Raw genomic sequence first — 13,674 nt, 5'->3', positions numbered from 1 at the left:
GCGGCCATGCCCGAAGTGTCCAGCCCGCGTCACCGCGCCAGTGTCACGATCTTCCGCGCGCCATAGCCGTTGAAGCGCGTCGCCAGCGCGTTGGAATAGGCGCCGCAGGCGTGGAACAGCAGATAGTCCCCTTCGGCGAGATCCCCGGGCAGCAGCACGGTTTCCGACAGCCGGTCGAGGCTGTCGCAGGTCGGGCCGAAGACGGTCAGCGGGCGCAGGGGCGCGCTGCGCGGCGTGCCTGCGGGCGACAGCGCGGTGATGCGGGCCGAGGGCCCGAGGTCGCGCCATTCGCTGAGGCCGCCATAGATGCCGTCGTTCAGGAAGACCGCGCCCTCGGTCGCGGCCTTGACCAGCAGCGCGAGTTCAAAGCAATCGGCGACCATGGCCCGGCCCGGTTCGCAGACCAGCGCGGGCGGCGTGGCAAAGGCGGCGCGTGTAGCCTCGTCGATGGCTTCGAAGATGGCGGGCAGGTCCGGGGCCGGGTCTTCGCGGTGCGCCGGAAAGCCGCCGCCCACGTTCAGGCGGTGCAGGGTGACGCCGGCGGTTTCCGCCACCCGCGCGGCGGCGTGGATATAGGCGACCCAGGCCTGCGCGTCGCGGCATTGGGTGCCGGGGTGGAAGGTGATCGAGGGCGTGCCGCCGCGCTTCACCACCTCGGCCAGCAGGGCGGCGGCGCGGTCGGGCTCTGCGCCGAACTTGGACCCGAAGTCATAGATGGCGCCCGCCACCGGCAGCTTCAGCCGCACGGCGATCTCCTGCCCGCTCAGGTCGCCCAGCTTGTCCAGTTCCGACAAGCGATCCACCGACCACGAGGTGACGCCCATGCGCCGCCCCTCGGCGATCTCGGACAGGGCGCGGATCGGGTTGTGGTAGTGCAGCACGGCGCCCGGCGCCACGGCGCGGACCATGTGCATCTCTTCCGGCGAGGCCACGTCGAAGGCACCCACCCCGGCGGCGGCCAGCGCTTCCAGAACGGCGCGGTCGGGGTTGGCCTTGACCGCAAAGGTCACGAGGCCGGGAAAGCCGTCCAGGAACACCCGCGCGGTGGCGGTCAGCCTTGCGGGGTCGAAGAAGAAGACCGGCTCTTGCGGGGTCTCGCGGGACAGGTACTGCGTCGGGTTGCGGTGGAATGCCTGCTGAAGGACCATGGGGTTCGCGCCTCTGGTATAGGTTGCCTGTCCTCCCAGTTTCCGCGCGATTCCTGTCGATTTCATCGGGCAGATGCGTCAGGATGTTCGAAACGCCCGTCAAAACGCAGGTCCGATGATACAATTCGACGAAACAGACCGCGCGCTGATCGCGCTCTTGTCCGAAAACGCCCGCGCCTCGGCGACCGAGCTGTCAAAGCGCCTTGGCCTTGCGCGGACCACCGTGCAGGCGCGGATCGAGAAGCTGGAGCAGTCGGGCGCCATCGCCGGCTACACGATCCGGCGCGGCCAGCGGCTGGACCCGGCGATCCGCGCAACGGTGCTGATCGGGGTGGAACCGCGCGCCACGGCCTCGGTGCTGGCCCGGCTGAAACAGGTCAAAGAGGTCGAGACGGTGCACACCACCTCGGGGCGCTTCGACCTTGTGGCGGAACTGGCGGCGCAGACCACGGAGGCGCTGGACCGCGCGCTGGATCAGATCGGAGAGGCGAAGGGCGTGCGCGGCTCGGAAAGCCTGATCCACCTCAGCACGCGCATCGACCGGCGGGGTGGCTAGGGTGGGCTTGGCCCCACCCCTTGACCCCTTGGGCGGATTACTCCGCCGCTTCCTCGGTGCTGTATTTCTTGAACAGCCCGCCCTGGAACATGAAGAAGACGAGGATCGCGGCGGTCAGGCCGAAGGTCTTGAAATAGACCCATGTCTCGGTGCTCATGGTGCGCCAGATCACCTCGTTCAGGGCCGCCAGCCCGAAGAAGAGCCACATCACCCGCCTGGTCAGGATCATCCAGCCTTCCTGCTTCAGCGGCATCAGGCCCTCCATCACCGCCTGAAGCCAGCTTTGCCCGCGCATCAGCCCGATCGCCAGCGCCCCGCCGAACAGCAGGTAGATCAGCGTCGGCTTGATCTTGAAGAAGCGTTCGTCGTTCAGCCAGACTGACAACCCGCCGAAGACCACGATCAGCACCGCCGTCACCGCCTGCATGCGGCTGAGGTGGCCGGTCAGCTTCCAAAGCGCCCCCATGCACAGCAGGAAGACCGGGATGAAGGCGGCGGTCACCAGGATGAAGCCGTTGTATTCTGTCCCGCCAATGGTGAAGATCTCGTCCTTCAGCCAAAGGTAAGCTGCGAAGAAGGCAAGGATCGGGCCGAATTCCAGCGCGGTCTTCAGCATCGGGTTCACGGTTTTCGGGTCCGTTGCGGGCTTGGGTTCTGTCGTGGGCGTTGGGTCGGTCATGGGGCCTCTCGTACCTGTCCCGCTCCAGATAGGCGTTTCAGCCCGCCAACTCAACGATCACCGCCCCGGCGGCGATCAGCGCCATCAGCGCGATGCGCCGGGGGCCCACGGTTTCCTTCAGCACCAGCCAGCCGATGACCGCCGCGAAGACCGTCGAGGTCTCGCGCAGGACGGCGGCCTCGCCGACCTTGTCGAGGCGGGTGGCCAGCATGACCGACCCGAAGCTGAAGAATGCGACGATGCCGCCGACGAAGCCGCGCAGCAGCAGCGGCGGCAGGGTCGGCTTCTCTGCCATCCTGCGGTAGCGCAGCACCGCGATCACCGGCATCAGCAGGCCGTCGATGAAGAAGAACCACGCCAGAAAGGTGAAGGGGTCCGCCGTGGCCCGGATACCATAGGCGTCATAGGTGGTGTAAAGCGCCACGAAAAGCCCGGTGGCGACCGCGAAGGCCAGCGCCCGGGGCAGCGTGTCGCGCGCGGTTTCGAGGTAGCGCAGGTTGTAGACCGCAAGCCCGAAGATGCCCGACAACAGGACACCGACCCCGGCCCATTGCATCGGCGCGAAATGCTCGCCGAAGACCAGCGAGGCGCCGATCACCGCGAAAAGCGGCCCGGTGCCGCGCACCACCGGGTAGACCACCGTATAGGCGCCCTGCGTATAGGCCATGGCCTGCAACAGCTTGTAGACCGTGTGGATCAGGAAGGCGCCGGCGAAGATCGGCCACATATGCGGCTCGGGCCAGGGCACGACGAAAAGCGCGAAGGGCGCCGCCATCAGCCCGTAACAGCCGTCGATGGCGCCGCGCGACATCCACGGATCGTGCCGCCCCTTCTGAAGCGCCCCGAAGACCGCGTGAAGAAAGGCGGCCAGCAGGGCAAGGATCAGCGCCAGCCGATGCCCCTCTGCCGTGCCTTCGAGAGAGATCAGCCAGTCCGACACGGGCGCCCCTTTTTGCATGACGGTGTCATGCATCTGCCCGGTTGCGCGGGCGGATGCAAGGGTTCTGACGGCTTTCGAGGAACCTCGAGCGCCCGGCCCCGGTTAAGCCGGAAACCTCCGCAGGGCCGCTTGACCATGTTCGAACAGATCTCGCAGGAATTCACCCGCTCTTTCTCCGTCATTCCGCCGGAGGTGGCCTTTGCCCGTATCGTGGCGGCCATCCTGCTGGGGGGAATCGTCGGGCTGGAACGGGAATGGCGCGAGAAACCGGCCGGGCTGCGGACGCATATCCTCGTCTCGGTGGCGGCCTGCCTCTTCGTGCTGCTGGGCCGTGAACTGGCGGCCATGGACTTCGGCGCGGGCGAGCAGCGCAACGACCCGCTGCGCATGATCGAGGCGGTGACGGCGGGCGTGGCCTTCCTTGCCGCCGGGCTGATCTTCACCGCCGGCGAGAAGGTCCGCAACGTGACCACTGGCGCCTCGCTCTGGCTGGTGGGCGGGATCGGACTGGGCTGCGGCGCGGGACAGATGCCGCTGGCCGCCATGGCGACCGTCGTGGTGGTCGCCGTGCTGCTGGTGCTGCGCCGGGTCGAGCGGGCCATGGGCACGAACGAGACCCAGTGAGGCGGCCCGCGGCGGCCCATGGGGGCTCTGCCCCCGCGCGTGCCGCGCTCCCCCGGGATATTTCGGGACAGAAGAAACCGAAGAGGTCAGCTTTCCGTATCGAGGCCGGTCAGGGCGGCGGCGAATTCCTCGGGGTCGAAGGCGGCGAGATCGTCGATCTGTTCACCCACGCCGATGGCATGGATCGGCAGGCCGAACTTGTCCGCCAGGGCGACCAGGACACCGCCCTTCGCCGTCCCGTCCAGCTTGGTCATCACAAGCCCCGACACATCGGCGAGCTTGCGGAAGGTCTCGACCTGGTTCACCGCGTTCTGGCCGGTTGTCGCATCCAGCACCAGAAGCGTGTTGTGCGGCGCCTCCGGGTCCTTCTTGCGGATCACGCGGACGATCTTGGCCAGTTCCTCCATCAGGTCCTGCCGGTTCTGCAACCGCCCCGCCGTGTCGATCATCAGAAGGTCGGCACCCTCGGCCTGCGCCCGCGTCATGGCGTCGAAGGCAAGGCTGGCCGGGTCCGAACCCTCGGGCGCGGTCAGGACCGGCACCCCGGCCCGTTCGCCCCAGACCTGAAGCTGTTCCACCGCCGCCGCGCGAAAGGTATCGCCCGCGGCAATCACCACGTTCTTGCCCGCGGCCCGGAACTGGCTGGCGAGCTTGCCGATGGTCGTGGTCTTGCCCGAGCCGTTCACGCCGACCACCAGCACCACCTGCGGGCGGCGCGGGTAGAGCGGCAGGGGCCGCGCGACGGGCGCCATGATCCGGGCCACCTCGGCGCTGAGCAGCTCTTTGATCTCGCGCGTCGACAGGCGTTTGCCAAAGCGCCCCTCGGCGATGTTTCCGGTCACCCGCAGGGCCGTGTCGACCCCCATATCCGAGGCGATCAGCAGCTCTTCGAGCTGCTCCAGCATCTCGTCGTCCAGGACCCGGCGCACCGCCGGCTCTGCCCGGCCCTTGCCGATGAAGCGCCCCAGAAGCCCCGGCTGCGGCGGCGCGGCCACGGGCTGGGGCGGCAGGTCGATGGGCTTGATCCGTGCCGCTTCCGACGGCGGCGGCGGCGGCGCTTGCGGTGCGGGCATGGCCGGGGCGGTCACCGGCATCTCTGTCTTGGGCAGATCCTCGGGCTGGCCCGCATCGGCAGAGCCGCCCTCTTGCACGATGGCATCAAGCCCCTCATCCAGCTTGGAGGACGACTTCAAAAGCCGGTTCTTCAGCTTTCCAAAGAAGGACATGGCGGATCTTTCCCGATTGATACTCTCCCTCCACCTAATACGGAGGGCCACTTAATAAAAGTGTGAGTTGACGCAGCGCGTGGCGCGACGGATCACTGAAGCATGCGCGCCCTTGTCCTGTTCCTCTTGCTTTGGCCTGCCGCCCTGCGCGCGGAGCCCGGCACGATGTGTTCTGCCGGCGCCTTCGGCCAGGTGCAGTGCATCCGGCCCGCGCATTTCGTCTTTGACACCTGCCAGGCCATCGAGATCTTCGCCGAAAGCCACGATCTGGATCCGGGCTTCTTCGCGCGGCTGATCTGGCAGGAAAGCCGCTTCGACCCCAATGCCCTGAGCCACGCCGATGCCATGGGGATCGCGCAGTTCATCGCCTCGACCGCCCGGCTGCGCGGCCTTCTGGACCCCTACAATCCGGCAGAAGCCCTTGAGTATTCGGCGGAATACCTCGGCGAACTGCGGCGGCGCTACGGCAATCACGGGCTGGCGGCGGTGGCCTATAACGGCGGTGAACGACGCGCCGACGGGCTGGTGGCGGGCACCGGCGGGCTGGCGAAAGAGACGGTGGATTACGTCAGGATCATCACCGGGCTGGCCGCCGAAACCTGGCGCGACGCACCGCCCGAGGCGCCGGATTTCCGGCTGGACGGGGACCGGCCCTTTCGGGAGGCCTGCCACCAGATGGCGCGCAACCGACGCCTGACCGCCTATCCGGCACAGCAACCGGGTACGCCGAAGCTGAAGAAATGGGGCGTCCAGATGGCCTTCGGAACCACCAAGGCGGTGGCCATGCAGCAATTCAAGAGCCGGGCGCGGGCCTGCAAGGCTCTGGTCGGCGACGCGGTCCCGGATCTTGTCTGGCAGAAAAGCCGGTCGAGCCCCAAGGGCGGCTACTACATGGCCCGCATCGGGCACGAGTCGCGGGACGCCGCCTGGCGGCTCTGCACCCGCCTGAAGGCGCAGGGCTGCATCTGCGCCGTCTACAAGAACCACTGAAATTTTGACTTTATCGGACAGGAAGGCCGTCACCTTCTCGGAAACGCGCCAGTCCACTTACAGTTTTGCGATCTTGCCCGCATTTCGCCGGGGCGTTTTTGCATAACCGCGCGGATCGGGTTCGGGGTCGCCTGACCTGCCCGCAAATCAAGGCCCCCGCCCCGCGCCACAGGTCGAAGAAGCCCCCGCCCGCCAGAGCCGCGCCTTCCAGCGCCTTGATGTCCCTCCGCAAGATCGCGTGAGAGAGGGGGCATCCGTCGCCCGGGCGGATACAGCCTGGCCCGGCTTCCACGATCCATACGTCAACCGCCATTTCACAAGTAATAACAAAGGCCTCTCTGCCGATGTAAAAGCAGCGCCTGAAGCTGCGCGGCTTGCGCCGGCGACCGTTTCCCGCAAGGCCGCGCGCCCTTGCCTTCGTCCGGCGCCATGCGCACCCTCCACTGGATACCGCTTCCCCCGGCACTGCTCTGGCGGAAAGGGACGCCCTGTCCCCAACCCGGGCCGTGACATAGCGTGACTCTGCCCGAACGGTGACGGAATGTTGTGATATCGGGCGCAAGACTGGCCGGTAAGGTAGATTGTAGGGGAAGTCATGATCCGTTTCGCGCTTGCGACCCTTGGCATGGTGGCGCTGCTGGCGCTGGCCATGGTGGTGGGCGCCCCCTTTCCGGCGATGGCGCTGGCCTGTGTCACGGCGCTCGTCTGGGCGCTGGACAAGATCACCGCGCTGGCCGCGCCCGATGTGCCGGGGGCAGAGTTCCCGGCGGGCGGCGGGCTGTCGATCACGCTGGGGCTGCTGCACTTTCCCCTGCTTTACGGCGGGGTCGCGGTGCTGTCCTCTGACGCGCCTTGGCTGGACAAGCTGCTGATCTTCCTCGCGCTGTCGCTGTTCCTTGGGCAGGTCAGCAATTCCAACGCACATGAGCTGATCCACCGCGCCGGGCGCTGGCCGCGCAGGCTGGGTGTCGCGGTCTATGCCTCGGTTCTGTTCGGGCACCATGCCTCGGCCCATGTCCGGGTGCATCACATCCACGCCGCGACGGACCGCGATCCGAATTCCGCGCGCTTGGGCGAGTCGTGGTACGCCTTCGCCGCGCGCGCATGGGTGGGCTCGCTGCGCGCGGGCTATCGCGCCGAAAGCCGCCTGCGGCAGAGGCGCGGGGTGCATCCCTATGCGTGGTATGCGGGCGGAGCGGTCCTGTCGCTGGGCATCGCCGCCGTGATCGGAGGTGTCGCCGGCATCGCGGCCCTGCTGGCCCTGTCGGCCTATGCGCAGGCACAGCTGTTCCTGTCGGACTACGTGCAGCACTACGGCCTCAGGCGCCGAGACAGCGCCAATGGCAGGCCCGAGCCGGTCGGCCCGCAGCACAGCTGGAACGCACCGCAGGGGGCGTCTTCGGCGCTGATGCTGAACGCGCCGCGCCATTCCGACCACCACGCGCATCCCGCGCGCCCCTATCCGGGGCTTCAGATCGACCGCGACTCCATGCCGATCCTGCCCTATTCGCTGCCGGTCATGGCCTGTATCGCGCTGGTGCCGCCGCTCTGGCGCCGCGTCATGGACCGGCGCGCGGCCCGCTGGGCAAGGGCCGGGTGACGCTGCCCCGCCTCGATTGACACTGCCCGGCAGAGCCCCAATTCTGAACTCACCGCTTATCGGAGGCTCTCATGACCACCCTCACCGTGAACGGGCAGACCCATCAGGTCGACCTGCCCGGCGACGTCCCCCTGCTTTGGGTGCTGCGCGACGCGCTGAACCTGACCGGCACTAAATACGGCTGCGGCGTCGCCTCTTGCGGGGCCTGCACCGTGCAGATCGACGGCGAGGCCGTGCGGTCCTGCCAGGTGCCGCTGTCGGAGGTCTGGGGCGATGTGACGACCATCGAGGGGCTGGGCCAGCCCGAGGCCCCGCACCCGCTGCAAGAGGCATGGATCGCGCATCAGGTGCCGCAATGCGGCTACTGCCAGTCGGGCCAGATCATGCAGGCCGCCGCCCTGCTGGCCGAGTTCCCGAACCCCAGCGACGACGAGATCGACGCCGCCATGTCCGGCAACCTCTGCCGCTGCGGGACCTATCCGCGCATCCGCGCCGCCATCAAATCCGCCTCAGAGGGGGCCTGAGCCATGGCCAGCATCGGCAAGATCGCCCGCCGGACCTTTCTGATCGGGGTCGCCGCCGTCGCCGGGGGCGCGGCCTTCGGCGCCTGGTACGTGATGAAGCCCGCGCCCAACCCGCTGAAGCCGGGCGACGGCGCGGCCACGCTGAACCCCTTCGTGCTGATCGACGGCGAGGGTGTGACGCTGATCGCGCCGCGCGCCGAGATGGGTCAGGGCACGCATACCACATGGGCCGCGCTGCTGGCCGAGGAAATGGACCTCGACCTCGATCAGGTGCGGGTGATCCACGGCCCGCCCGCCGCCGCCTATTACAACACCGCCATGCTGGCCGAGGCGGTGCCCTCGAAGGGCTATGACGCCTCGGCCTTCCAGCACAACCTTGGTCAGGTCGTGGCCAAGATGGGCAAGGTGCTGAAGATGCAGGTCACCGGCGGCTCGACCGCCATGAAGGACGGCTACGAGAGGCTGCGCGTGACCGGCGCCGCCACGCGCGAGATGCTGAAGACCGCCGCGGCGAACCGGCTGGGCGTGGCGATCGAGACGCTGCGGACAGAGCGCGGCGCGGTGATCGCCGCCGACGGGATCACCCTGCCCTATACCGAACTGGCCGCCGCGGCGGCGGAGGTCGATCCGCCCAGCGTGCAGCTGCGCGATGCCTCGGACTGGCGCCTTCTGGGCAAGACCCAGCCGCGCATCGACCTCGCCGCCAAGACCATGGGCACCGCGCAGTTCGGCATCGACACGCGGCTGCCGGGGATGCTGTTCGCCGCTGTGCGCATGGCGCCGACACGGGCGGGCATGACGCGCTTCGACGCCTTCGAGGCAGAGCGCATGCCCGGCGTCGAGAAGATCGTCGACATGGGGGACGGCGTGGCCGCCATCGCCACCAACACATGGCTGGCGCAGCGCGCCGTCGAGGCGGTCGAGGTGGATTGGGAACCCTCCAGCTACCCCGAGACCACCGAAGAGATGTTCGCCGCGCTGGATTCGGCCTTCGACAACGAGGAACCCGACAGCACGTACCGCGACGACGGCATCGTGACGCTGATCCCGGACGGGGCCGAGGTGGTCGAGGCAACCTACCGCGTGCCCTTCCTTGCCCATGCGACCATGGAGCCGATGAACGCCACCGCATGGTTCGACGGCGACAAGCTGCGGATCTGGTGCGGCAACCAGGGGCCGACCTTCCTGCAGGCGCGCTGCGCCGAAGAGGCGGGTGTCGCGCTGGAGGATGTCGAGGTCAATGTCACGCTCATGGGCGGCGGTTTCGGACGGCGTGGAGAGCTGGATTATGCGGTGCTCGCGACGCGGGTGGCCAAGGCAGTGCCCGGCACGCCGGTCAACGTGACGTGGTCGCGCGAAGAGGACATGACACATGACTTCTACCGCCCGCCCGCGCAGGCGCGCATGAAGGGCGCGGTGCAGGACGGCGGGATCGTGATGATCGACGCGCAGGTGGCCGCACCCTCGATCATGGGACAGGCCATGGACCGCTGGACCGGCTTCGCGCCGGGCGGGCCGGACGTGTCCATCGTCGATGCGCTGTTCAACCAGCCCTACGGGCTGAAGAACTACCGTGTGCGCGGCTGGCGCGCGGATATCGCGCCGCCGCTTGGATTCTGGCGGTCGGTGGGGGCCAGCTTCAACGGCTTCTTCCACGAAAGCTTCATGGACGAGATGGCCCATGCGGCGGGCCGCGACCCGCTGGAGTTGCGGATGGAGTTGACCCGCGACGAATGGCTGCCCGCCTGGCAGGTGCTGGAGGCGGTCGGCGCGATGTCGGGCTGGACCGGCGAGACGCCCGAGGGCACCGGGCGCGGGCTGGCCATGGTCTACAGCTTCGGCACGCCCACGGCCATGGTGATCGAGGTGCAGGACCAGGACGGACTGATCCGCCTGACCAACGCATGGATCGCCGCCGATCCGGGCGTGGCGCTGGACCCCGGCAATATCGAGGCCCAGCTGACCGGGGCCATGGCCTATGGGCTCTCGGCGGCCATCGGCGAAGAGATCACCTTTGCGGGCGGGCGCGCGGAACAGAGCAACTTCCCCGACTACAGGACGCTGCGGATGTCGCAGATGCCCCGTACCGAGGTCCGCGTCCTGCAGAACCAGGAGCGCCTGAACGGCATCGGCGAGGTCGGCACGCCCCCCGCCGCCCCGGCGCTGGCCAATGCGCTCTTCGACCTGACCGGCAAGCGGGTGCGGGAACTGCCGCTGAACAAGCACTTCGACTTCTATGCCTGAGGCATGAAGATTTCGCCTGCCTGTCGGCAGGCGACCGGCCGGGGGCTTTGCCCCCGGACCCCCAAGGTATTTGGAAGACCGAAGAAGAGCGGCGGCGGACCCCGGCCCTGGACGGGATTGTTTCCAAAAAGCGCCCCTGCCAGAAAATTGCCACATTTCGCGCACAATCCTGCCCCGGTCCGATTGTAGTCAGATTGGAAACACCGCCAGCAAGAGCGGAACGGACAAGACCGTCGAGCATCGCCCCAACGCGGGCAAACCCTTCGGAAGACCGCAACAGGCGCTGAAGGCTGACAGGACCGGGACCAGAGGCGAATGCCCGTATATACTGTCGAATTCTACGACTTTGACCCGTGGGGCACCGTCCCCACGGGTGGTTCCTTTGTCTGGACGGGTCCAGCCACCTACGGCGGCACCGCAACAATCACCGACACTGAGGCCGGTATCGGCGGCCAGACGCTGGACGACGACAGCGCCGGCGGCGAAAGCGCCTACGGCAACGCCACCACCGGCGCGGGCACCTCGACCGGGGTGAACATGGACGCCGAGCGCGTCTGGACGCTGCGCGACAGCGTCACCGGCGAGGTCTTCCAGGTCGCGCAGCTGGACATCGAAGGCGGCGCGGCGGACGGGCTGTACACGCTTTCGGAACAGCCCTTGGTGCCCGGGCGCAGCTATGACGTGCTGGCCTACGACAGCAATCCCAATGCATCGGCGGGCGACATCGCCTTTCGCTACGCCGATTTCACCGATGGCGATATCGACGGCACCGGGGGCGACGACCTGATCGACTTCGCCTATCAGGATATCCACGGCGAGCAGGTCGACGGCGCGGCCCGGGGGATGGACGATTCCATCACTGCGCGGGACGGCAACGACACCGTCTACGGCGGCGCGGGCAACGACACCATCGACGCCGGGGACGGCAACGACCTGGTCCATGGCGACCTGGGCGGCACCACGGCCGGTCGCATCGCGCAGGACCTGAACTGGACCGCGCAGGGCGGAAACGGCACCAACCTGGCGAGCGGCTTCACGCAGGACACCGGAGAGATCGACGTCTCGGTCTCTTTCGCCAGCACCGGCAACAACAACCCGACCTTCCAGGTCGATACGGACGACACCCAGTACCGGGCGGGCGGCGAGACCTACAACCCGAACTCCTCGCTCTACCTCTTTGGCAATGGCGACGGCGCGACCTCGCGCACGACGCTGAATTTCGCCGCCAGCGCCGGGTCGAGCGTGGCGGACGCGGTCGAGAACGTCTCTTTCCGGATCAACGACGTGGACTGGGGCAGCGGCAACCACCGCGATGTCGTGACGGTCAACGCCTTCGACGCGGAGGGCAACCCGGTGACCGTGGTGCTGACGCCTTCGGGCGGCGACACGGTGTCCGGCAACACGGTCACCGCCAACAGCGTGGCCGAGGCGACGAACCAGGCCGGGGGGTCGGTGCTGGTGAATATCGCCGGGCCGGTGTCGCGAATCGAGATCGTCTATGGCAACGCGCTGAACGGCACGCAGGGCATCTGGGTCACCGATGTGCAGTTCGAGGCCGTCCCAATAGGCGGAGACGACCTGATCCTTGGCGGCGCGGGCGAGGACACGCTGTTCGGCGAAGAGGGTGACGATACGCTGGACGGCGGCACCGGGGCGGATTCCCTGTCCGGCGGCAGCGGCGCCGACAGCCTGATCGGCGGAGCGGGCAACGACACGCTGGAGGGCGGTGCGGGCGCCGACAGGCTCTCTGGCGGCGGCGGCATGGACTTCCTGTCCTATGCCTCGTCCGACGCCGGTGTGACCATCGACCTTGCCAGCGGCGCCTTCTCGGGCGGCCATGCCGAGGGCGACGTGAACCTTGGCGGAAACGACGGCATCATCGGGTCGGACTTCGACGACAGCCTTGCCGGATACGACGATGAGGGGCCGGACTGGACCAACGTCTTCTACGGCGGGCTGGGCAACGACACGCTGGACGGGCGCGGCGGCTCTGACGCGCTCTATGGCGAAGAGGGCGACGATTCCCTCATCGGTGGCGCCGGCAATGACACGCTGGACGGCGGCATCGGCGACGACATCCTGCAGGGCGGGACCGGCGACGATGTCCTGACCGGCGGCGACGGGGCGGACAGGCTGGAAGGCGGCGACGGCGCCGACACGCTGTCTGGTGGCGATGGCGACGACTGGCTGGCAGGCGGATCGGGGGCCGACAGGCTCGACGGCGGCGCGGGCGACGACGCGATATTCGCCTCCTACGGCGACACGATCACCGGCGGCGACGGCGACGACACCATCACCCTCGTCGATACCGGAGAGACCGGCGCTGGCGGCATCTTCATCGACGGCCTGACCGGCGGCCAGACCGGCGGCGACACGCTGAACCTGAACGGGCTGGCGGATCGCGCGACGCTCACGATCACCTCGAACGTCGGCGGAGAGCAGTCCGGGACGGTGCAGTTGCTGGACGGCACGCTTGTCACCTTCTCGAACATCGACAACGTGATCTGCTTCACGCCCGGCACCCGGATCCTGACCGAAACCGGCTATCGCCCGGTCGAGACCCTGCGCGCGGGCGACCGTCTGGTGACCCGCGACGAGGGCCTGCAACCGCTGCGCTGGATCGGCGCCCGGCGGGCGCTGGCGGCAGGGCGCGCAGCCCCCATCCGCATCGCGCCACAGGTGCTGGGCGGCACCCGCCCCCTGCTGGTCTCGCCACAGCACCGGATGCTTCTGGAAGGTTACGATGCCCAGTTGATGTTCGGGACCGACGAGGTCTTTGCCTCGGCCCGCCACATGCTGGGCACGCCGGGTGTGTCCCGCGTCGAGGGGGGAGAGGTGACCTATATCCACCTCGCGCTGGACCGGCATCAGGTGATCTACGCCGAAGGCCTCGCCAGCGAGAGCTTCTTCGTCGGCGACGAGGGGCTGGCCGCGCTGACCCCGCCCGCCCGCGACAGCCTTTTCGCGGCGATGCCGCATCTGCGCGGCGATGTCTCTGCCTATGGCGGCACCGCGCGGCTTTGCCTGAAACGGCACGAGGTGCAGGCCCTGACGGGACAGGGGCCGATGGCCCTGCGCCGCGTGGCCTAGGACCACCGGACCGCTCCCGCAGGGGGCCTGCGGCAACGGGACAAGGGGCGCGG

11 protein-coding genes are annotated in these 13,674 nt (G+C 68.2%); 7 read left to right on the top strand and 4 right to left on the bottom strand.

Annotation, left to right across the window (positions count from 1 at the left end):
* Window positions 1–29 precede the first annotated feature (29 nt).
* The gene (locus ACN5KJ_RS01140; RefSeq protein WP_418591717.1) at window positions 30–1,148 is read right to left on the bottom strand and encodes a type III PLP-dependent enzyme; all 1,119 of its coding nucleotides are present in this window, start codon (window positions 1,146–1,148) and stop codon (window positions 30–32) included.
* 118 nt (window positions 1,149–1,266) lie between these two features.
* On the opposite strand from ACN5KJ_RS01140, the gene ACN5KJ_RS01135 reads away from it, so the two are divergent.
* The gene (locus ACN5KJ_RS01135) at window positions 1,267–1,704 is read left to right on the top strand and encodes an Lrp/AsnC family transcriptional regulator (protein ID WP_347168037.1); all 438 of its coding nucleotides are present in this window, start codon (window positions 1,267–1,269) and stop codon (window positions 1,702–1,704) included.
* 37 nt (window positions 1,705–1,741) lie between these two features.
* Here the strand turns inward: ACN5KJ_RS01135 and ACN5KJ_RS01130 are convergent, their stop codons facing one another.
* Entirely contained in the window at window positions 1,742–2,383 is a 642-nt protein-coding gene (locus ACN5KJ_RS01130) for an inner membrane-spanning protein YciB (protein ID WP_347167217.1), read from the bottom strand.
* A gap of 37 nt (window positions 2,384–2,420) precedes the next feature.
* The gene (locus ACN5KJ_RS01125; RefSeq protein WP_418591715.1) at window positions 2,421–3,323 is read right to left on the bottom strand and encodes an EamA family transporter; all 903 of its coding nucleotides are present in this window, start codon (window positions 3,321–3,323) and stop codon (window positions 2,421–2,423) included.
* A gap of 135 nt (window positions 3,324–3,458) precedes the next feature.
* Between ACN5KJ_RS01125 and ACN5KJ_RS01120 the strand changes: the two genes are divergently transcribed.
* On the top strand, window positions 3,459–3,947 hold the full coding sequence (locus tag ACN5KJ_RS01120) for an MgtC/SapB family protein (protein WP_418592219.1): 489 nt from the start codon (window positions 3,459–3,461) through the stop codon (window positions 3,945–3,947).
* Between the two features lie 86 nt (window positions 3,948–4,033).
* Here the strand turns inward: ACN5KJ_RS01120 and ftsY are convergent, their stop codons facing one another.
* Window positions 4,034–5,173, bottom strand: a complete 1,140-nt coding sequence (ftsY, locus tag ACN5KJ_RS01115) for a signal recognition particle-docking protein FtsY (protein ID WP_418591713.1) — start codon at window positions 5,171–5,173, stop codon at window positions 4,034–4,036.
* A gap of 102 nt (window positions 5,174–5,275) precedes the next feature.
* On the opposite strand from ftsY, the gene ACN5KJ_RS01110 reads away from it, so the two are divergent.
* From ACN5KJ_RS01110 to ACN5KJ_RS01090, 5 genes are all read left to right on the top strand, one after another.
* A complete protein-coding gene (locus ACN5KJ_RS01110; RefSeq protein ID WP_347167215.1) occupies window positions 5,276–6,163 on the top strand; it encodes a lytic transglycosylase domain-containing protein in 888 nt (295 codons plus the stop codon).
* Between the two features lie 595 nt (window positions 6,164–6,758).
* Window positions 6,759–7,763: an alkane 1-monooxygenase gene (locus ACN5KJ_RS01105; protein ID WP_418591711.1), complete on the top strand. Its 1,005-nt coding sequence runs from the start codon at window positions 6,759–6,761 to the stop codon at window positions 7,761–7,763.
* A 71-nt stretch (window positions 7,764–7,834) separates the two neighbouring features.
* The gene (locus ACN5KJ_RS01100; RefSeq protein WP_418591709.1) at window positions 7,835–8,287 is read left to right on the top strand and encodes a (2Fe-2S)-binding protein; all 453 of its coding nucleotides are present in this window, start codon (window positions 7,835–7,837) and stop codon (window positions 8,285–8,287) included.
* A 3-nt stretch (window positions 8,288–8,290) separates the two neighbouring features.
* Window positions 8,291–10,531, top strand: a complete 2,241-nt coding sequence (locus tag ACN5KJ_RS01095; protein ID WP_418591707.1) for a molybdopterin cofactor-binding domain-containing protein — start codon at window positions 8,291–8,293, stop codon at window positions 10,529–10,531.
* Window positions 10,532–10,846: 315 nt separating this feature from the next.
* Window positions 10,847–13,621: a Hint domain-containing protein gene (locus tag ACN5KJ_RS01090; RefSeq protein WP_418591706.1), complete on the top strand. Its 2,775-nt coding sequence runs from the start codon at window positions 10,847–10,849 to the stop codon at window positions 13,619–13,621.
* Window positions 13,622–13,674: the final 53 nt, after the last annotated feature.

This window comes from Ponticoccus sp. (in: a-proteobacteria), from assembly GCF_048381735.1.
The sequence above is the reverse complement of the archived record's forward strand: the minus strand, read 5'-3'. Positions and strand labels throughout refer to the sequence as shown.

Coding starts and splice junctions, on each gene's coding strand:
- ACN5KJ_RS01140 (WP_418591717.1), bottom strand. CDS start 1,148: ATGGTCCTTCAGCAGGCATTCCACCGCAACCCGACGCAGTACCTGTCC.
- ACN5KJ_RS01130 (WP_347167217.1), bottom strand. CDS start 2,383: ATGACCGACCCAACGCCCACGACAGAACCCAAGCCCGCAACGGACCCG.
- ACN5KJ_RS01120 (WP_418592219.1), top strand. CDS start 3,459: ATGTTCGAACAGATCTCGCAGGAATTCACCCGCTCTTTCTCCGTCATT.
- ftsY (WP_418591713.1), bottom strand. CDS start 5,173: ATGTCCTTCTTTGGAAAGCTGAAGAACCGGCTTTTGAAGTCGTCCTCC.
- ACN5KJ_RS01110 (WP_347167215.1), top strand. CDS start 5,276: ATGCGCGCCCTTGTCCTGTTCCTCTTGCTTTGGCCTGCCGCCCTGCGC.
- ACN5KJ_RS01105 (WP_418591711.1), top strand. CDS start 6,759: ATGATCCGTTTCGCGCTTGCGACCCTTGGCATGGTGGCGCTGCTGGCG.
- ACN5KJ_RS01100 (WP_418591709.1), top strand. CDS start 7,835: ATGACCACCCTCACCGTGAACGGGCAGACCCATCAGGTCGACCTGCCC.
- ACN5KJ_RS01095 (WP_418591707.1), top strand. CDS start 8,291: ATGGCCAGCATCGGCAAGATCGCCCGCCGGACCTTTCTGATCGGGGTC.
- ACN5KJ_RS01090 (WP_418591706.1), top strand. CDS start 10,847: ATGCCCGTATATACTGTCGAATTCTACGACTTTGACCCGTGGGGCACC.